The organism is Microcoleus sp. B3-D7 (assembly GCF_036705305.1).
Taxonomy (GTDB): domain Bacteria; phylum Cyanobacteriota; class Cyanobacteriia; order Cyanobacteriales; family Microcoleaceae; genus Microcoleus.
Genome location: NZ_JAUBUE010000015.1, coordinates 73,228 through 92,603, shown reverse-complemented (window position 1 = coordinate 92,603; position 19,376 = coordinate 73,228). Strand labels below are relative to the sequence as shown.

At 45.0% G+C, this 19,376-nt stretch carries 11 protein-coding genes and 1 pseudogene; 4 read left to right on the top strand and 8 right to left on the bottom strand.

What is annotated here, in order from left to right; all coding sequences use genetic code 11:
• Positions 1 to 24: 24 nt before the first annotated feature.
• Positions 25 to 5,514 carry a response regulator gene (locus QUB25_RS13145; RefSeq protein WP_333183665.1) on the top strand — a complete coding sequence of 1,830 codons (5,490 nt, stop codon included), beginning with the start codon at positions 25 to 27 and terminating at the stop codon, positions 5,512 to 5,514.
• 180 nt (positions 5,515 to 5,694) lie between these two features.
• Here QUB25_RS13145 and QUB25_RS13140 read toward each other — a convergent pair whose 3' ends face one another.
• The gene (locus QUB25_RS13140; protein ID WP_006631855.1) at positions 5,695 to 6,402 is read right to left on the bottom strand and encodes an ABC transporter ATP-binding protein; all 708 of its coding nucleotides are present in this window, start codon (positions 6,400 to 6,402) and stop codon (positions 5,695 to 5,697) included.
• Between the two features lie 317 nt (positions 6,403 to 6,719).
• On the opposite strand from QUB25_RS13140, the gene QUB25_RS13135 reads away from it, so the two are divergent.
• Entirely contained in the window at positions 6,720 to 7,568 is an 849-nt protein-coding gene (locus QUB25_RS13135) for a PEP-CTERM sorting domain-containing protein (protein ID WP_333183664.1), read from the top strand.
• Positions 7,569 to 7,650: 82 nt separating this feature from the next.
• On the opposite strand, the gene QUB25_RS13130 is transcribed toward QUB25_RS13135, so the two are convergent.
• The 3 genes from QUB25_RS13130 to QUB25_RS13120 all read right to left on the bottom strand — a co-directional run bounded on the left by QUB25_RS13130 (position 7,651) and on the right by QUB25_RS13120 (position 11,014).
• Complete coding sequence (locus QUB25_RS13130) at positions 7,651 to 8,430, bottom strand: ABC transporter ATP-binding protein (protein WP_333183663.1); 780 nt, start codon at positions 8,428 to 8,430, stop codon at positions 7,651 to 7,653.
• Between the two features lie 58 nt (positions 8,431 to 8,488).
• Positions 8,489 to 9,304: an SAM-dependent methyltransferase gene (locus QUB25_RS13125; RefSeq protein ID WP_333183662.1), complete on the bottom strand. Its 816-nt coding sequence runs from the start codon at positions 9,302 to 9,304 to the stop codon at positions 8,489 to 8,491.
• Between the two features lie 144 nt (positions 9,305 to 9,448).
• On the bottom strand, positions 9,449 to 11,014 hold the full coding sequence (locus QUB25_RS13120) for an ABC transporter permease subunit (protein WP_333183661.1): 1,566 nt from the start codon (positions 11,012 to 11,014) through the stop codon (positions 9,449 to 9,451).
• Positions 11,015 to 11,280: 266 nt separating this feature from the next.
• Between QUB25_RS13120 and QUB25_RS13115 the strand changes: the two genes are divergently transcribed.
• Positions 11,281 to 11,853: a Uma2 family endonuclease gene (locus QUB25_RS13115; RefSeq protein WP_333183660.1), complete on the top strand. Its 573-nt coding sequence runs from the start codon at positions 11,281 to 11,283 to the stop codon at positions 11,851 to 11,853.
• 126 nt (positions 11,854 to 11,979) lie between these two features.
• On the opposite strand, the gene QUB25_RS13110 is transcribed toward QUB25_RS13115, so the two are convergent.
• From QUB25_RS13110 to QUB25_RS13095, 4 genes are all read right to left on the bottom strand, one after another.
• Positions 11,980 to 13,056, bottom strand: a complete 1,077-nt coding sequence (locus QUB25_RS13110; RefSeq protein WP_333183659.1) for a branched-chain amino acid ABC transporter permease — start codon at positions 13,054 to 13,056, stop codon at positions 11,980 to 11,982.
• 161 nt (positions 13,057 to 13,217) lie between these two features.
• The gene (locus QUB25_RS13105; protein WP_333183658.1) at positions 13,218 to 14,612 is read right to left on the bottom strand and encodes a branched-chain amino acid ABC transporter substrate-binding protein; all 1,395 of its coding nucleotides are present in this window, start codon (positions 14,610 to 14,612) and stop codon (positions 13,218 to 13,220) included.
• Positions 14,613 to 14,884: 272 nt separating this feature from the next.
• Positions 14,885 to 16,336 (bottom strand): NAD(P)/FAD-dependent oxidoreductase, encoded by a 1,452-nt coding sequence (locus QUB25_RS13100; RefSeq protein ID WP_333064085.1) that lies wholly within the window; start codon positions 16,334 to 16,336, stop codon positions 14,885 to 14,887.
• Positions 16,337 to 16,464: 128 nt separating this feature from the next.
• Entirely contained in the window at positions 16,465 to 17,496 is a 1,032-nt protein-coding gene (locus QUB25_RS13095) for a glycosyltransferase family 2 protein (protein ID WP_333183657.1), read from the bottom strand.
• A gap of 723 nt (positions 17,497 to 18,219) precedes the next feature.
• Between QUB25_RS13095 and QUB25_RS13090 the strand changes: the two are divergent.
• Positions 18,220 to 19,206: pseudogene (locus tag QUB25_RS13090) on the top strand (glycosyltransferase family 2 protein); the annotation flags it as partial.
• Positions 19,207 to 19,376: the final 170 nt, after the last annotated feature.

Genomic DNA, 19,376 nt, shown 5'->3' with positions numbered 1-19,376 from the left:
CAAATATCACTTTTATGCCCCCTGATGTTTATTCCCTCCCTCAGTCAGGTCATCAACCGCAATCCCCTCACCGTCACCCCTGAGACGCCCGTAGAAAAGGCGATCGAGCTGATGAGTAGCACAGGAGCCAGTTACGTCCTCGTGGTAGAACCGCGCGGGCATTCTCAACTCGGAAATCCCACCAACGGGGCTTCCCCACAATCGCGGGAACAGTCGGGTTTTTACGGCATACCGCCTGCGGTACACGCAGGAGGCAACGGGCTGCGTCTCAACGGCTCAAAAGCTCCCTATCCGAGTAGCCAGACAGTGCTGGGGATTTTTACAACGCGAGATATCGTACAGCTAAACTCGATCGGCGCTGCTTTGAGGGGATTTGCGATCGAGCAAATCATGATCAGAACCGTAACTGTAGCCCGAGAATCGGAAATTCCCGACTTTTTTGCCTTAGCAAATCTGCTGGATAAAAATCAGATCAGCCATTTGCCCGTCGTCAGCGAGACTGAAGAACTTGTCGGTTTAATTAGCTCTCAAAGCTTGGTGGAAATGTTGCAGGGAATTGGGGAACCGACACCAAAAGCAATTAGCAGCGCTTCGCCACCTGCGGCTTTCGCGTTTCCTCCGCCCCTGCCAATTGTGAATCAGAAATTAGAGCTACCCGCAAGTTTAATTAAACTTTATCAAATTCCTCAAATAGCAGCTTCACGAATAATTCACGCTCCTTCTAATTCTTCGGTTCGCTATTTGGCGCAACTGATGTTTAGACACAATGTTAGTTATGTATTAATCACTGAAACCCCCGATCAACACTCGACTGGTGCGGCTCACAATTCCAAATTTACAAATCCCAACCTTCACAAACTGGTTGGGGTGGTAAGTTCGCGGGATATTGTGCAGTTGCAGGCGCTGGGAAGAGACTCTAACAAAATTAAAGCGGCAGCAATTTGCAGCAGTTCGCCGCCACTGGTGCGATCGCACTCTAGCCTCGAAGCAGCCGTCGCGCTGCTGCAAAAACACTACTGCCAGTTGCCTTTATTAGTCATCAACGAAACAAATCACCCGATCGGGATTATCAATCCTAAAACTATCCTTTTACAAGCCCTGGATTCAAAATCTCTGCATTCTGGCTTAATTGCTTTGCAGCGCCAGCTAGAATCTAGCAACGCTCAATACAAAAAACTCTCAGCAGAAATACAGCGGACAGCAGCAAATAGCCACGAGATGGCTGAAATTTCTCACTACAGTGTCGTAGAGCGGCCCAATCTCCCCCCTCCAGTCAATAATCAGGGGATTTGGGACTGGAATCTCGAAACAGATGAGTTTTTTTATTCGGCGCGGTGGCAAGAAATGCTGGGCTACCAAGAAGGGGAAATCTCGAATCGCCGATCGGAATGGTGGAGTCGCATCCACCGAGATGATATTGACTCGGTAAAGGCAGCTTTAGAAGACCACTTCGCCCAAAAGACACCGGATTTTGCAGCAGAATATCGGATGTACTGTAAAGACGGCAGCACTGTCTGGGTGCTGAACCGAGGTCAAGTTTTACGCAGCGCTACCGGGAAACCGCTGCGGGTAGTAGGAACTCACACAGATATTACTCCAAACAAGCAGTTTGAAGTCAAAAACCGCGAGCATGATCGAGAACAATTCCATCTATTTGACTCTTTGAAAGCAACAGTAATTTTCCACATAGATGCGGCGGGGGTTTGGAAATTTCTCAACCGCGCTTGGACGGAAATTACGAATTTCTCGGTGTCCGAAAGTTTGGAAACTAATTTTTTAGAGTGGGTGCATCCAGATGAGCGCGAGCAATGTGCAAATTTATTTGAGTCTTTGCTGTCGGGTAAGTCGGAATTTGAACGGCGAGAACTGCGATTTAAGTCCAAGTCGGTTCCGGGGAAAAACTCCTTGGGAATTCACAGTAATTCCGGCTTTGTTTCCGTAGAACTATTTGCCCAAGTTCGCCGGAATTCCCAAGGCGAAATAGCGGGAATTTTCGGGACTTTGCACGATGTCTGCAACCGCCTCGAAGGAGTTGAGGAACTGCGGGAAAGCGAGCGAGCAATTCGATCGCTCTACGAGGTAATGGTGAGCTCGGAAGGCTCTTTTGACGAGCGAACGATCCGGTTGCTGGCAATGGGCTGTAGTCAGTTTGGGATGGATATCGGGCTGTTGGGCAGGGTTTTGGGCGATCGCTACGAAGTGATTGCTGCTTATGTACCGGAAGATTTTCCGTTTGGATTTGCTAAAGGAGACGGTTTTGCTTTGAGCAGAACCTTTGAGCGAGAGGTTTTGCGATCGAGCGAACCTATTTCTGTGGAATCAGCCGGCACTACTCAGTGGCGCAATCACCCCGCTTACAGCGTCCGCAAGTTGGAGGCTTTTGTGGGGACGAGGGTAATAGTGCAAGGGCGGATTTTTGGCACTTTGAGCTTTACTTCCCGCACCACTAAATCTCCTTTTAAACCGCTGAATTTTGAAATTTTAAAGTTGATGGGCAATTACATCGGCGCAGAAATTGCCCGCGAAGAGCGAGAGCGAACTTTGCAACGTCAGTACCAGCGCGTTTTACTACTCAAACAAATTACTCAAAAAGTGCGATCGACCTTAGACACTCAAGAAATTTTTCAAACTACCGCCACCCAAATCGGCCGCGTATTTGGTGTCAATCGCTGTACAATTCACACCTATCTTTCCGAACCTTATCCCCACCTTCCTTGCGTCGCAGAATACTTAGAACCCGGTCACGAATCGGCTTTAGATTTAGAACTTTCTGTCACTTATAACCCCTACACAGAAAAACTCCTCGCTGAGGATATAGCCCTGGCATCTCCCGATGTGTTTGCCGATCCTTTGCTGGAATCTTCGGGGCCGATGTGCCGCCGCATCGGATTAAAATCTATGTTGGCTGTTCGCACTTCCTATCAAGGAGAACCGAATGGAATTATTACTTTGCACCAGTGCGATGCAACTCGCCAGTGGAATCCCGACGAAATTGAACTGTTAGAAGATGTGGCCGCGCAAGTTGGAATTACCTTAGCTCAAGCACAACTTTTAGAAACCGAAGTTCAGCGACAGCGACAGTTAGCAGAGCAAAATGAAGCTTTGGATCAAGCGCGACAAGCGGCGGAAGTTGCTAATAGAGCTAAGAGCGAATTTTTAGCGACTATGAGTCACGAAATCCGCACTCCGATGAATGCGGTAATCGGGATGACGGGCTTGCTGCTGGATATGGAACTAACTCCTGAACAGCGGGATTTTGTGGAGACAATTCGGACCAGCGGCGATGCTTTGCTGACTATTATTAACGATATTCTCGACTTTTCCAAGATTGAATCGGGAAAATTGGATTTGGAACGCAGCCCATTCGAGCTGCAAAACTGTATAGAAGAATCTCTGGAATTACTGGCTCCTAGAGCCTCCGAAAAAGGTTTAGAGCTGGCTTATTTTATTGATGATTCCGTTCCGAAAAACATTTTAGGAGATGTCACGAGGCTGCGCCAAATTTTGGTAAATCTGCTGGGCAATGCAGTTAAGTTTACAGAATCTGGAGAAATTGTGGTGTGCTGTACGGCTAGGCAAATTGAACAGGTAGCTGCTAACAGTTTGCCAGATAAAATTAATATTCTAGAGCCACAACCGCTAGCAATTAACCAGAGAGAGGTGGCACGTAGCAGACAATACGAGATTCAATTTGCTGTCCAAGATACGGGAATTGGCATTCCGCCAGACCGGATGGATCGCCTGTTTAAAGCTTTTTCGCAGGTGGATGCTTCGACAACGCGACATTACGGCGGGACGGGTTTGGGACTGGCTATCAGCCAGCGTTTGAGCGATATGATGGGCGGTACAATGTGGGTTGTCAGCCAGGTTGATCCGCGAAGTTCTAAGTCTCAACCGGCTGTTTCTGCGATCGGACAAAGTATCGCTGGAATGTCGCCTGCAGAATTTACTCCGCCGTCGATATCGGGTTCGGGTTCGATTTTTTATTTCACGGTGACTGCTGAAGCGAATGACATCCGGGCTGAGGAAAAAAGGCCCGAATTTGCGGCTGGTAAGCGCTTGTTAATTGTTGAGCATCATGCCATTAACCGGCAAGTTTTGATCCGTCAGGCAGAGTCTTGGGGAATGATACCCGTGGCTGTAACTTCGGGTGCTGAGGCTTTGGAAATCATCAAAGGAAACTCGCCGCTCGATTTAGCTATTTTGGCGATGAATCTACCAGATATGGACGGTGTGGCTTTGGCTGTGGAGATTCGGAAATTTGAGCTGAGCAATTTGTCCGGCGGCGACGGTCAAAATCCGAATGTCATCGCTAACAACCCTCGCAAAATAGCACTACCTTTGGTGCTGTTTACTTATTTAAGTAAGGCGGAAGTTTGGAAAAAACTTGAAACTACAGAGGTACATTTTTCAGCTTTTTTAACTAAGCCTTTAAAACAGTCTCAGTTTTATAATGTGTTGCTGCAAGTTTTTGGATATGTTACTGGCAGAAGCGGCAGGGGAGAAGTTTCAAATGTGGTGACTTTGACTTCGGGATTGAAGTATTTTGAAAATTCTCAAGAACAGCACCGCGTGCAGCGGACGCCTGCTGTTTTGAGGCAGGTTGCGGCGAATTCTGGCGGACAGGATGCAGCTAATTCTACTCAGATTCGGATTTTGCTGGCTGAGGACAATGTGGTGAATCAAAAAGTCGCTACGCATTTACTCGACAGGATAGGATATCGGGCTGATATTGCAGCTAATGGGTTGGAGGTTTTGGAGGCGCTGAAGCGGCAATCTTACGATGTTGTGCTGATGGATGTGCAGATGCCGAACATGGATGGGTTGGAAGCGACGCGCCGGATTTGTCAGGAATGGCCTGCTAACAAGAAGCCGAGAATTATTGCGATGACTGCTAATGCAATGCAGGGCGATCGCGAAAAGTGTCTGGAAGCAGGTATGGACGATTATATTACTAAGCCGGTACGCCGGGAAGAGTTGGCGATCGCCTTAAGCAAGTGCTCACCTCTGATTCGGGATGAATTAGATGCGGCTACTGAGCAAAACAATCAAGATATTTCCGATCGAGTTGACAGTGATACTGCGGCATCTTCGAGCGTTCAACAGGGAGCAGATTCGCCGATTGATTTTCATATTTTGCAAAATCTTCGCGAGCTAGATGATGATGAAGACCCAGATTTTTTGGGGGAGTTGATTAAGATATATTTGGTAGACGCACCGCAACATTTAGAAACTATTAAGGAGGCTATTTTTCTGGGGGATGCTGATAGTTTGAAACTGGCTTCTCACACGCTGAAGTCGAGCAGCGCCAATTTAGGAGCCGTGTCTTTTTCTGCTGTTTGCAAGGAGTTGGAGTATATGGGCCGCGTGGCGGTTGAGTCTGGAGGGGAACAGGTTTTTGATGTGAGTACGGCGCGCGATCGCCTGTTGGAAGCCCAAGCGGAGTGGGAAAAGGTGCGGGCGGCTTTTGAGACGGAATTGGAAACGGGGAAGTTGCGATCGCAAATAGGGTAATTTGTTATATCAATTCCGGTTGCACTCCTCCGGAATTGTTGACTGTTGACTGTTGACTGTTGACTGTTTGAACAATAGCGATGCAACCGGAAACGATATTATTTGTTATTTGTTGGTTTTTGGTTGTTAGTTGTCAGTTTCGATGCCCAATGCCCAATGCCCAATGCCCAATGCCCATATTTAACTTTCACCTAAATATGCTTTGCGAACAGTTTCATTTGACTGCAAATCACTAGCAGTACCGGCCACTACAACCTGACCGGTTTGAATGACATAGCCGCGGTGGGCTACACTTAAAGCCATGCGGGCGTTTTGTTCCACCAGTAAAATAGTTGTTCCTTCAGCATTAATATCGCGGACGATCGCAAAAATTTGACTGACTAACATCGGTGCCAATCCCATACTCGGCTCGTCCAATAATAGCAAGCGGGGGCGCGACATCAAAGCGCGGGCGATCGCCAGCATTTGCTGTTCGCCGCCGCTGAGAGTTCCCCCTTTTTGACTAATTCTTTCTCGCAAACGAGGAAATAAATTTAATGCTTTTTCCATATCGGACTTGATACCGAGAGTATCGTTGCGGAGATAAGCACCCATTTCTAGGTTTTCTTGCACCGTCATTCGCGGAAAAATCAACCGCCCTTCGGGACTTTGAGAAATCCCCAAACGGACGATCGCCTCTGTAGATAGTGCTTCTAAAGGCTTTCCCTCAAATAATACAGTGCCTTGGCGCGGGCGCAGCAGTCCTTGAATCGTGCGGAGAGTGGTCGTTTTCCCCGCCCCGTTGCTGCCAATTAATGTCACAACTTCTCCCTGCGACACTGTTAGCGATACTCCTTTGAGAGCGTGAATATTTCCGTAGTAGGTATGAATGTCTTTGATTTCCAACATAATTACTCTTTCTGCTTTGTGCTTTATTATATTATCCAGACTAATTATAAATTTTTATTGCATTTATTTAAAATTAACTTTTTTTAGAGTAATCAGTAATTTTACTTAGATCCACACCAGCCCTAGCTCCCATACAATGTATTTTTAGTAGCTGTGGCGACTAACTTTACAGAATTTTTACTTAAACACAAGATTTCTTGACAGTAGCTTTATAAAAAGCTCTCAGTAAATAGGTAGTATTAATACGTAAGCGAAACCAACCGCTACAACTTACCAATAACAGCACTTAAAAGTTTTCAAATTTAAGGAAATTTACCATGAAATTCAATCACATTAGTGGATCGATCGCATTTTTATTAGCCACTCCTTTAGTAACCAGCTTGAGTGTAGGTATAGCGCCCAGCAGTGCTGCCACAATAGCCGGTTCTCTGACAGCAGTAACGATTGAAAACTTCAGTCACACACCGACTGACACAGGTACAGTTACTAACATTAACGATCAGACAATAGCTAACACCAGTTCAGTTATTAGCCAAGCGAACGCTGAGGCAGTTTTTATATCTAACTGTCACGAATTGCTGGCAGGAAATTTCTCGCAAAGTGAAGTCATAGGCAGCGGGAATAACTATTTCGGTTTAGCCCAAAGTCAAGCTGCAGTGATCGGTGACTTCTCTATTAAGGCCAAAGAAACTTTTTCCTTCAGTGTTCAGACTATTTTACATCTTTTAACATCTGTTAGTAATCCCCAATCAGAATGGGCTAGCGCCACAGGCAGTATATCTTTTGCATTAATTGACACTGTTTCTAACATTCTTTTAGAATCATTTCAATTTGGGATCGGTTTGCACTCTTTTAAAGCCCCGGAATTGAGTTTGTCATACAACCTCGTGGGAAACTTTAACCCCACACAAATTAATTTTGCTTTTCTCGATCAAGATAACACAAAAAGCCTGAGTTTGTATACTTCCGGAGTGTATTCGCGAACTTTTGAAAGCAGCACTAATTTAAGATTAGTAGAAGTTAAGGACAATATGGCAGCGGCACAAGCGCAACCAGTTCCCGAACCTACTACTATATTAGGCACTGCCCTGTTTTTCGGTTTCCTGACCAAGAGGAGAAAACTTAAAAATCAATTGTCTGAAGTTAAATCAAAAGTTTACGAATGACGCAAAACATCTAAGTAGGTCAACTATCGCTGTTAGATACCAGACTTCTTTAATAAGAAGTCTGGTATCGAGTTATTCTGTATTATCCATTGCCCTCTTCTTCTTTTCCCAAATATGCCTCAATAACGCGAGGATCGGCGCGAACTTGATCTGGAGTTCCCTCAGCAATTTTAGTACCATACTCCATCACACTAACGCGATCGCTAATTCCCATCACCACCTTCATATCATGTTCAATCAGCAAAATACTCAAATTCAACTCATCGCGAATTCGGTAAATAAAGCGAGTTAAATCAGCCGTTTCGTTCGGGTTCATCCCCGCCGTCGGTTCGTCCAAAAGCAACACTTTCGGATCGGAAGCCAAAGCCCTGGCAATTTCCAATCTGCGCTGATCCCCGTAGGAAAGATTTTTTGCCAACTCCGGCGCTTTAGCAGCACCTAAACCGACAAAATCCAGCATAGTGAGCGCTTTTATTTTAGCTTCCCGTTCCTCAATCATCGCAGCCGGGGGGCGGAGAATTGCACCCAACAAACCTGTTTTTAATCGGCAGTGTCTACCTACTAAAACATTATCCAGCACAGTCATGTTGTTAAACAAGCGGATATTTTGAAAAGTTCTAGCAATGCCGAAAGTTGTCAGGCGATCCGGCGGTAAACCCGTGATATTTTTATTTTCAAGTACCAATTGTCCCCCACTCGGTTTGTAGATACCCGTCAGCATATTAAAAAAAGTAGTCTTGCCCGCACCGTTGGGGCCGATCAAACTGGCGATCGATCCTTTTTCCAAGGTTAAACTAACCTGGTTGACCGCAGTCAAACCGCCGAATCGCATTGTAAGTTGTTGTGCTTCTAATAATGACATTTTGGTTCTGTTTTCTAAGATTTTATAGTAGTGCGATCGTGAATCAATTTAGGAAATTTTACGACAGATTCTCTAAGGTACAAACAAAATAGAACTTAAACAGATTAGATTCTAGCGAACGGCGAGGGCGATATTGTGCGTGCAAATCGGCAGTCGAAAAGTTTTCAATAACTTTGAGATTGAGTTCGTCAGCCAAAGTTGCAATGTTTTCAAACCCATTAATCCAAGGTGCATACATACTTTCGTATTTATCTATGTAATCATTGATATCTTGGTAGCCTGTCGTTCTCGAAATCACCTTTTCCGACATATAATCAAAAGACAATCGAAAATTATGAACATTGTCGCGAATTTGTTCTAACACAAATATTACCTCTTTTTTGGCAAGCAAGGTTGTGTTGCCTTCCCACAAAAAATAGGTGGGTCGAGTGAAATCAAATTCACTCTGTTTCAGCAAGGAGATTAAACCGTCTTTTACGTAATCGCCTGGAATGTAGCGAACATTAGCAGTAACTTTGTTAGCTTTGAGAGTTTCTTCTTTTAATTGAAGAGTCGCGGGGTCGTCTATTTCAAAATAAATCACTCCTTCTCCATTAATTCTAGCAGCGCGAGTATCCAAACCCGAACCTAAAATAACTACTTCCTTGCAACCTCCTAAAATTTGATTGGACAAAACATCATCAAAATATTTAGTCCGCAACTTAACCATTTCTTTGGCTGCCGGAGAGTTTTGAGCTATTTGGCTAGCTACTTTTTTGGTTTCCTCATTCAGCCATATTTTTACTACATGATCAGTGTAAAGAGGCATTGCCTCTTCATTCTCTTCGGCTCTAAATTCCGCAACGATAAAAGCAGTACCAGTTACATTTTTCATGGCTAATCTTTCACCCTTACTAAGTAGTTGGTTACAAATAAACATTAGATGGGGACGGGGGTGTTTATACCCCTAAACTCCCTTTCATCCTAGATTCTTAGCTAAACCTGCCTACAAAATACTATGGTTTTTGCCCTTACCAATTTATTGACTTCTCGCATCGGCTAAAGACTCATTGCTCGCTTCAGCATCCGAATGCAGTTCAGCTTGGTGTATCTTATCAGGAATCAGCCCCTCTGGTCGCACGAGCATCATGACAACAAGAGTTAGACCGAATAGAAATAAGCGCATTTGAATCGGGTCTAAACTGGTTGCCAGAAAGTCTCGCAACTGCGGAATCGCAATCCTAGGGAGTACAAAAGTATTCAGAAAACCCTTCAGGACTTGCGCTAATTGTGGCAGATAAAGCCGATCGGCAGACATGATAATGATAGCGCCCAAAATCACCCCGGTCATGTTGCCCAAACCGCCTAAAATCACCATACACAGGATTATTACCGACACCGAGAAATCGAAAACGCTGGGAAAAATCGCGCTGATATAGGCCGCGTAAAACGCGCCTGCAAAGCCCGAAAACGTCGCTCCCATCGCAAAAGCCGAAAGTTTGGTTTTGACCAGGTTAATGCCCATCGCACTAGCCGCTAACTCATCTTCGCGCATGGCATTCCACGCCCTGCCCAAGCGGGAATCTCGCAGTCGCGAAATCATGAAGTAAGCGAAGACAACTAGCAGCAAAATTAGGTAGTACCAGGGAAAGTAGTTGCCGGTGCTGAAAGTGCCGATAATGGGGAGAGATGGACGCCCGATCGGGTTTATGCCCGCTTCGCCGCCGGTGAGGTTAAAAGGTCGATCGCACCCAACCAGACACAGCACCAACTCAGGTTTACCCAACAGGGAAGCAACAATCTTCGAGACTGGTTCATCAATCCGAATCGCGGTTAAATTCCTAAAGACAACCGGGATAATTTCGCCAAAACCGAGGGTAACAATTGCCAAATAATCGCCCTTGAGTCGTAGTGTGGGAATACCCAGGATTACGCCCGCGATCGCAGCTACACCGGCCGCGATCGGCAGTACCACCCAAAAATTCCAAGCAATATTTAACTGCCCAGAAGATAGCAAAGCCGTCGTGTAAGCGCCGATCGCAAAAAACGCCGCATATCCCAAATCCAACAAACCCGCAAAACCCACAGTAATATTCAAACCCAGCGCCAACATAATAAAGATTTGGATCTGTACTACAGTAGCAATCCAGCCAGTCTGAGCCTGAATGTCGATAAACGGAAACAGAATTAGAATAAAAGCTAATGTTACCAGAGTTGCCAGCCGCTGGCGTTCTCCCTGCAAACCCTGCAAAGCACCCATTAACGTAGCGGTCAAAATTGCGATCGTCAAACTGCAAATCCCGTACAGCAGCGTCGTCGGCAAAGCCACAGCAGATTGACCAGAAAAAGGTCTAATCAAAACCCCTTCTAACACACTCGCAATTAATAGCCAAACTCCCAATCCTAATCCCGCTAAACTGCCGATAGTCGCACCCATTTTCGGGCTGTAAACCTTCTGATCCCGACAGCTAATAAAGCCCGCCGCCGTACCCATCAGCCAGCCGATCACAGTGCCGCTCCAACCCCCGAATAACAGAACAGTCAAAGAGGCGATCGCTCCTAAAATACCAGTCGATTTGATCGCATTAATTATTTTTTTTGACATAGTAATAAATTATTAGTCATTAGTTATTAGTCAGCAGTTAGTAGTTAGATGAAAGAATGCTAGGAATCGCAGTTTTATAGATGCGACTGACGCGGGCGATGCCAATTACTGCCTCAAGCAACTCGATCGACGGCTGGTTCGGGAAACTGCTGAGCGGGCTAGGTACAGTTTAGAGTGTTTTGAGAGCGATTGTTTCACCAAAGCGCTCGAAACTTCAAATATACTGGAACTGTTACCGGAACACACTTCAAACGGGCGATCGCTATATGGTACAAGCACCTCAAAAAACTATCACTCTCGACGAGTTTTTGCAACTCCCAGAAACAAAACCCGCTAGCGAATACATCAAAGGTGCGATCGTACAAAAACCTATGCCACAAGGAAAACACAGCAAACTACAAGGCAGACTCGTAACAGTCACCAACGACATCGCAGAGAAACCGCAAATTGCCCTAGCCCTACCAGAACTTCGCTGCACGTTTGGCGGACGTTCTATTGTCACCGATGTCGCCATTTTTGTTTGGAATCGCATTCCCCTAGACGCTGATGGCGAAATTGCCAATACATTTAATGCTCACCCAGACTGGACAATAGAAATATTGTCCCCAGCCCAAAGCCAAACCAAAGTCACAAACAATATTTTGCACTGTTTGAACGCCGGTTGTCAGATGGGTTGGTTGGTCGATCCGGATGAAAAAAACATTTTAGCCTATCCCGCAAGGCAGCAGCCGATTTCATTGCAAGAACCAACCGATATACTTCTGATGCCCAAATTTATGCCGGAAATGCAGTTGACTTTAGGCGAAGTTTTTGGCTGGCTCAAACCAGGAAATATTTAAAACGTAAAACAAAAACGTAAAACGCGATCGCTTTTAGTTCCCCAACTTCTTAAAGAATTCGGGGGTTTGGGGGCGAGGTTTTTTTAGATATACTTACTCTCTTGCCATTATTTAAACCGCGCAATTTCAAACCTTCTCCTGAACATTTTCACCCAACAAGCCCCCTGGACGAAAAGCCAAAATCACCACCAAAACCCCAAACACCCAAGCATTAGTCCAGCGACTCGACAAATACTGATCGCTCAAAGACGAAAGCAACCCAATCAAAACCCCTCCTAACATCGCCCCCACAATATTGCCAATCCCTCCCAAAACTGCCGCCGTAAAAGCCCTCAAACCGGCCGTAAACCCCATCGTAAACACAATAGTATTGTTGTACAAACCCACCAGAATCCCAGCCGAACCCGCCAAAGCTCCCCCAATCAAAAAAGTCAGAGCAATAATCTGATCCACATTAATGCCCATAATTTTAGCAGCATCGCGGCTTTGAGCAGTTGCCCGCATCGCCTTTCCCAGACGAGTGTACTGGACAAAAACATGAAGCAAAACCATCAATACCACCGCCACCACCAACACAATTAAATCTTTAGTAGTAAATACAATACTCGTTTGAATTCCCAAAGCTTTGAGGATATCAACTCGCGGCAACAAATCCGGAAAGCTTTTCGGCGCAGCAGAATTAGAACCCATCACCGGAATAAAAGCTTTCAATCCTCCCCAAAACAGCCCCATATTTTGGAAAATAAAAGAAACTCCAATCGCTGAAATTAAAGGAGCCAAACGGGGAGCATTTCGCAAAGGTCGATAAGCGTATTTTTCTACAACAATATTCAGCGCAGCACAAAATACCGAACATACAATTAAAGCGACTAGCATCACCGGTATAGCAGTACCTAAAGATGCGCCATCTTGAATGCCAAAAGCCCCGAACACAGTTAGGGAAGCAAAAGCCCCCAACATATACAAATCGCCGTGAGCAAAATTGATTAACTCAATAATGCCATAAACCATAGTGTAACCCAAAGCAATAATTGCAATCAGCGCACCGTTGACAAGACCAACTAATAATTGTTGGATAAAAACTTCAGGACTGCTGACTATTTCTCCAACGATTTTTGGTAAATCAAATCCTGCGAGCGGGCCTAATAGCAAAACTATATAAACTACACCTAGATATAAGAGAATACTTTTCCAGTTCTTCATGTTTTTGAGTAATTGGGAATTTGTAATTGCAAATTAGGAAGGCGAAATTGGGAAGGGAAAATTGGAAATTGGGGATTGGGAAATCAAACAACTTGAATGATTTTTCTCCCTTCTTCCCTCTTTCTTCTTCCTTCTTCCTCTTCCCTCTTCCTTCTAATTAATTATTCCGTCTTGAGCGCATTCACGAACTCCCACTTGCCACCTTTAACAACATTTCCTGACATTGTAGTCAAGCTCGTGTCGCCGTTGGTGTCAAAACTCCAAGTGCCGAGTACCCCGTTAAAATCTTTAGTTGCCAAGACAGCTTCGCGGATAGCAGCGCGGTCATTTTTGCAAACTTTATTAATTGCGCCGATCGCAACTTTAGCAGCTTCATAGGCGTAAGCTGCATAAGCTTCCGGTTCAGCATTATATTTTGCCTTGTAACTTTCGTACCACTTCGCACCGGCACCTGTCAATTCTTGAGGAGGCAAGCCGCCAAAAGTAGCGTAAATTCCTTGAGCATCTTTGCCAGCCGCGTCAATTAAAGCTTGGTCTTTAATGCCGTCGGGCCCCATGAACTTAACTGCATCAGCCGCCATCCCAACATTTCTCATGTCTTTAATTATTTGTCCGGCATTGCTCTGAGTAGTGCCACCGAAGTAAATCATGTCGGGATTTAAAGCTTTGATCTTATTCATTAACGCCTTATAGTCGCTAGCTTTAATATCAATTCCCTCTCTTCCGAGGACTTCAATTCCCAACTTTTTAGCAGTGGCTTCAAAAACATCAGCGATGCCTTTGCCGTAGAGTTCTTGGTCGTCGAGAATGTAGACTTTTTGCACGCCTAAAGATTTCGCCCAGTTGCCAGCTACAGCCCCTTGAAGGTCGTCAGCGGGGACAACGCGAGTGAAATTGCGAGTGCCAGCAGGATAATAAACGTTGGGTTCTTTGGCTTCGCCTTTTCCTGGTTTAGTCAGCCCCGGATAAGTGTTGGCCGGACTGATCATGACGATGTTAGCTTGGTTGAGCACGGGAATGGAAAGTTTGGCGGCACCGGAGTTATAGTGACCGATGACGGCAACTACCGAACCGTCAGCGACGGCTTTGTTGGAGTTCGACGTTACTTGGGCCGGGTCCCATTTGCCGGCGGCGGCGGTGGCGTCATCGAAAACTTCGTATTGAATTTGGATTTTGCCGTCGCAAGCTTTGGAGTCGGTTTCGGCGAGGGCTTGTTGGATGCCGTTGACCATTGTTTGAGCTTGACCCAAGGCGCTGCCTGTCATCGGGAGCATGGAGACTATTTTGACAGTATTTGGGTCTCCGGGGCTGCTGACTGCGACGGGAGTGGCTGCGGGACTGGTTCCGGGGCTCCCTCCGGGAGTTGTGGCGGTGGGTGCTGGAGGATTTTGACAGCTAGCGCACAGAGAGGCTATTCCGGCGGCAAAAAGTAATTTTCGCAATCCTGCGGCGCCGAGATTGTGTGTTGAGTTGATTTTTGGGGGTGTGGCACTTTTGCCGCCTGACTTCTGGGAAAAGTTCATAGGTTGGTTCGTTTGTTGGTTGCGTTTTAGCATATTTCCACTCTCTAAGTCTGTAAGTCAAGAGTTAGCACAGATTTTCAACTTTTACGTGAACTCTTAAAGATACACCGCTGCAACAAGCTTCTTCTCTCGTTCCCGTGAACTTCCTGGGAAGGCGTACCAGGCCAGGAAACGACGGAGAGCCTCGGTCAATGGGTTTCCAGGATCTTCCGGGGAACCAGTTAAAACCTGTTCAACCAGTTAAAAACTAAAAGGGAAAGGAAAATACAGATTTCCTTTCCCTTTCTCAAAGCTCCAGCGTCAAATCAGCTTGATTGCGAAATCAAAGACGAATCCTTTTTTTCTTTTGAGCGATCAACTGAAAAATCTTCATAGTACGATCGCTCAGTATTCACATCCCACAAATCGTGCTTTTCCCCGAGAATATTTCTCACAGCCAGCATCCCCGTCAGCATGGAATGGTCTTGGTTGTTGTATCGGTGCATACCGTTGCGCCCGATCGTCTGCAAATTCTCAAATCCCTTCAAAAAACCTTCAAGTACCTGCAAGTGTCCTCGATATTCCCCATCATAAACTGGATAAGCTTTAAGTTGCCGTATGACAACTCCATCTTCCACCTCGGCAGTTGTTGCTAAACCCAAACCAACCAACTCGCGAGTTGCTAATTCGATAAGTTGCGCGTCCGACATTTCCCAAATCTCGTCGCCTACGCTACAGAAATATTCCATTCCTAAACAACTTTTGCTGACATCAGGAACTAAAGCGACGCTCCAATTCTTAAAGTTTTGAATTCGTCCAACTTTGGCTTCGGGAGAGTGAATGTAAATCCAGTTGTCAGGAAACAAATCCTTGCGATTGACAATCAGTGATACAATTAAAAAATCTCGATATTTGAGCGAGCGCGCCGCGTGCAGCACCTCTTCTGGTGGCTGCGGTTTCAGTCTTGCTACCAGTGCCGATATCGGCATACTCGTAATGAAATTATCCGCCGAATATTGAACTACTTCTCCGTTTTGCTCCGCAGTAATACTTTTAATCTTATTACCTTCACGCTCAAAGCTAATCACTTTAGTATCCAGATAAACTTTGCCGTCTTTATTCTCCACAGCTTCCGCGAATTTTTCCCACATCATCCCCGGCCCCAAAGCCGGATAATCAAACTCTTTGATTAATGTTTTAGTGTCGTTGCTGCCAAACAAAGCATTAATAATTGCAGTCGTCAGCGACAATCCTTTAATGCGCTGCGCCGCCCAATCTGCTTGAATTTCCGAACAAGGAATGCCCCAAACTTTTTCAGTGTAAGTCTTAAAAAATGTTTTATACAAGCGCTCGCCAAAACGATTGATCACCCACTGTTCAAAAGTTTTTTCTTCCGTAAGTGGCCAAATTCTCACTTTCAGATAACTCAAAATAATCAGCGTACTCTCAATTATGCCCAAATTAAAGAGAGTATTGAAGGCACTAATCGGATAGTTAAAAAATTTCCCTCGATAAAAAATTCGCGACAATCGTGGCACTTTAATAAACTCATTTCCCAGCACCTCTTGCCACAACTGCTGCACGGCTTCAACTTTAGTATAAAAGCGGTGGCCACCAATGTCGAAACGATAGCCTTTGTAGGTTTCGGTGCGAGCTATTCCCCCAACTTTATCACCTTTTTCTAGTACAACAGGGATGATGCCTTGCTTGACGAGCTCGTAGGCAGCAGTCAAGCCCGCAGGGCCTGCACCGACGATCGCAACAGGATAATGTTTCACTCAGCCTACCTCCAGCTTTTTTATCCAAACTATACAGTTATTTATAACTTGTCACAGTGATAGATGCACCCGTGAATACCCTGAGAAACGAGCGCTCGACCTGATGTTTAAGCACAATTTGCCTTGATTTATTGAGCGGATACCGGCAAGCTAACTTTGCCAGTCACAGGCTTTTTTTGGTATAAATAGCGACCAGTGCCGATCGCGAATGCCAGTCCGCTGTAAAAGTAAAAAAGCCAGTGCCAAGGAATTGTTTTTAGGGCAAATAGGATACCGTGTTTACGGTAAAAAAATCGGTAAAGTGGTGCATTAATTGCTACCAGCGGTATTGCCAGCAAACCAGCCAGTAGCAGAAAGCTCAGCGACCAGCACGTCCCCAAAATTGCCAGTAGCACTGCATAAGTTAAAATCACGCTGATGCGGTTTGAAACTTGCAAGTTGAGGTCGTTATTCAATTTGCGATCGCGCCAAATCAGTTCTGTCCAAGGCAGTGCTCGGTAGAAAAAGTCAGCTTTCACCATACCCATAGGTTTCCACCGCTTTAAATGCTTAACCTGCAATGTTTTGCACAGCCGAATGTTATAACCTGCTTGTTTCAAACGGTAGCCGAACTCAATATCTTCGATCGAAGCTTGGCGGTAACTCTCATTAAAGCCGCCCATTTGCAAAAAAATTTCCCGGCGAATCACTCCGCAAGCGCCCCAAAAAGTCGAAGCTTCTTCGTTACCTGTTTGGTGAACGTAGTGGTGCAGCAAGTTCCTGTACTGCGATAGAAAATCAGGATCTCCAGGAGCATCGTCGTAAGAGCCAATGAAAGCAGCTAAGTAGGGATTATTTTTGAACACCGATATCGCATAGCCCACAGCGTCTGGACAAACAGCGACATCAGCATCCACAAAAAACAGAATATCTCCCTTTGCAGCCTGGGCACCCAAATTCCTTGCCCGCGCTGGCCCCCCGCATTCGGGAATCCTGATGACTTTGGCGCCGAATTCGTTGGCCAGACGCCAGGAACCGTCGCTTTCGCCATCTGCTACTACAATAATCTCGATCGGCCTGGGCACAGCTTGAGCCAGTTTTGACAAACAGGTGCGGAAGAAAGCGCCCCCGTTGTGGACTGGGATAATAACGGATACAGTGGGGTCGGCGGTAGAAATCATTACCTAAATTGTTTAAATTGCAGGGGCTAAAATTTGCTGGAATTTTATTGGTGCTACTTTACGAAGGGTAAAATCAGCTCTACTTTTTTATTTATAACTCGATTTCTGTTTGTCTTCAACTAGATTTTTTGCTGATATTCTCGATTTGATTTTCCCCATTCTTACCTCTATTTTACGCCATATCTTGCTGAGACTGACCTGATGTAGACAACAGCTTTACAAAATCTTTAAATATATCATTGTTTGTGTAAACTTGGGAAAAAGCCCCAGCAGTATATTGGTGCGGCTGTGGTGCAATGCACAAGACTTTGATTTTATAAGTAGGCACACCGTATAAAATCAAACATCGTTTATACGGACACCCGGGAGCTGTCAGGACTGATCCGGTAAAATTTCTTTTACAAACCTCATCCGTGAGTGACTCCTGCACCAAGTCTCGATCGCGACTGCGGACTCAATGCACATTTTATGAGTTTTGGCAATATATTTTAAATATACGTCTTAAAATTTCCCACGCTGTACGATCGAGCTTTCGTAATTTGCTAACATACCCTTAGCTAGCTCCCTTTGAGCCAACATTTTTACATAAACAAGTTTTTATATTACATGAACACCTCCCAAAACAATTTAAATCAGGCATTAGTTTCAGTCATCATACCAGCTTTCAACGCTGAAACTTTTATTGCTAGAACATTAGAATCTGTTTGATCTCAAACTTATCGAAACATAGAAGTTTTAGTAGTTGACGACGGCTCTACAGATACAACTGCCGAAATCGTCAAATCTTTTGCTCAAAAAGATAGCCGAGTCAGCTTATTCCAACAGTCAAATGCCGGCGTCGCCGCCGCTCGCAACGTAGCCATTGAAAAATCAAAAGGCGAATATATTGCTCCCATCGATGCCGACGATATTTGGTATCCGCAAAACCTAGAAAAACAAGTCGAATGCTTAATTAAATCAGAACAATCCGTAGGAGTTGTCTATTCCTGGTCACTTGATATCAACGAAAAAGACTTACTCACAGGTGGATTTTACAACTCCACCATCGAAGGAGAAGTATACAAAGCTTTAGTTTATAAATATTTTATGGGTAATGCGAGTTCATCTCTGATCCGCCGCATTTGTTTCGAGAGAGTCGGCGGTTACAATTGCCAATTGAAAGCCGAAAACGCCCAAGGCTGCGAAGACTTGGAACTTTTTCTCCGCATCGCTGAACATTATCAATTTAAAGTAGTGCCAGAATTTTTAGTTGGCTACCGACAGATTCCCAGCAGTATGTCTTGCAACTATGCAGCAATGGCAAAATCTCACTCTCTAATTATGGCAGATGTCCGGGAGCGGCATCCTGAAATTCCTGCCAGTATTTATCGCTGGTCTAGCAGCAGTTTTTATATATACAATTTAGCCGTTAAAAGCAACCGTAACGGCAACCATCGGAGTACATTATTTTGGCTGTATCGAGCTTTTAGAGAAGATTTATTAATGACACTTTTGCGCCAAAATTTGTACCTGCTGTCAAGAGAAAGTATATTAAAAATAATAGTTCCACCGCCAAGAGGATCAGGGTTAGATTTAAAACAAGCATCAGAATCGAGTGAAGGGACGACACTTGCTAAGATTGAGACGCGAACAAAAGTTCACAGAATACTGCCGTCGCAGGTATATGAAAGAATGCGGTTCAATAGTTTAGCCAATCGAAAATCTAAATAAACCCAACCTTGAAAAACCCGGTTTTTTGAAGAAACCGGGTTTTTGAAGAAGCTAGAGGGCGTTTAATTCTGCCTGGTTGATCGATCAAGAATCAGGAATGAGGGTTAAATAAAAGAATTTTAATTTTCCATTCTTTATTCTTCCTTCTTCCTTCTCCCTTTTACTTAATC

Bases quoted from the DNA above. Each gene is read 5' to 3' on its own strand.
- QUB25_RS13145 (WP_333183665.1), top strand. From the start codon at position 25: ATGTTTATTCCCTCCCTCAGTCAGGTCATCAACCGCAATCCCCTCACC.
- QUB25_RS13140 (WP_006631855.1), bottom strand. From the start codon at position 6,402: ATGTTGGAAATCAAAGACATTCATACCTACTACGGAAATATTCACGCT.
- QUB25_RS13135 (WP_333183664.1), top strand. From the start codon at position 6,720: ATGAAATTCAATCACATTAGTGGATCGATCGCATTTTTATTAGCCACT.
- QUB25_RS13130 (WP_333183663.1), bottom strand. From the start codon at position 8,430: ATGTCATTATTAGAAGCACAACAACTTACAATGCGATTCGGCGGTTTG.
- QUB25_RS13125 (WP_333183662.1), bottom strand. From the start codon at position 9,304: ATGAAAAATGTAACTGGTACTGCTTTTATCGTTGCGGAATTTAGAGCC.
- QUB25_RS13120 (WP_333183661.1), bottom strand. From the start codon at position 11,014: ATGTCAAAAAAAATAATTAATGCGATCAAATCGACTGGTATTTTAGGA.
- QUB25_RS13115 (WP_333183660.1), top strand. From the start codon at position 11,281: ATGGTACAAGCACCTCAAAAAACTATCACTCTCGACGAGTTTTTGCAA.
- QUB25_RS13110 (WP_333183659.1), bottom strand. From the start codon at position 13,056: ATGAAGAACTGGAAAAGTATTCTCTTATATCTAGGTGTAGTTTATATA.
- QUB25_RS13105 (WP_333183658.1), bottom strand. From the start codon at position 14,612: ATGCTAAAACGCAACCAACAAACGAACCAACCTATGAACTTTTCCCAG.
- QUB25_RS13095 (WP_333183657.1), bottom strand. From the start codon at position 17,496: ATGATTTCTACCGCCGACCCCACTGTATCCGTTATTATCCCAGTCCAC.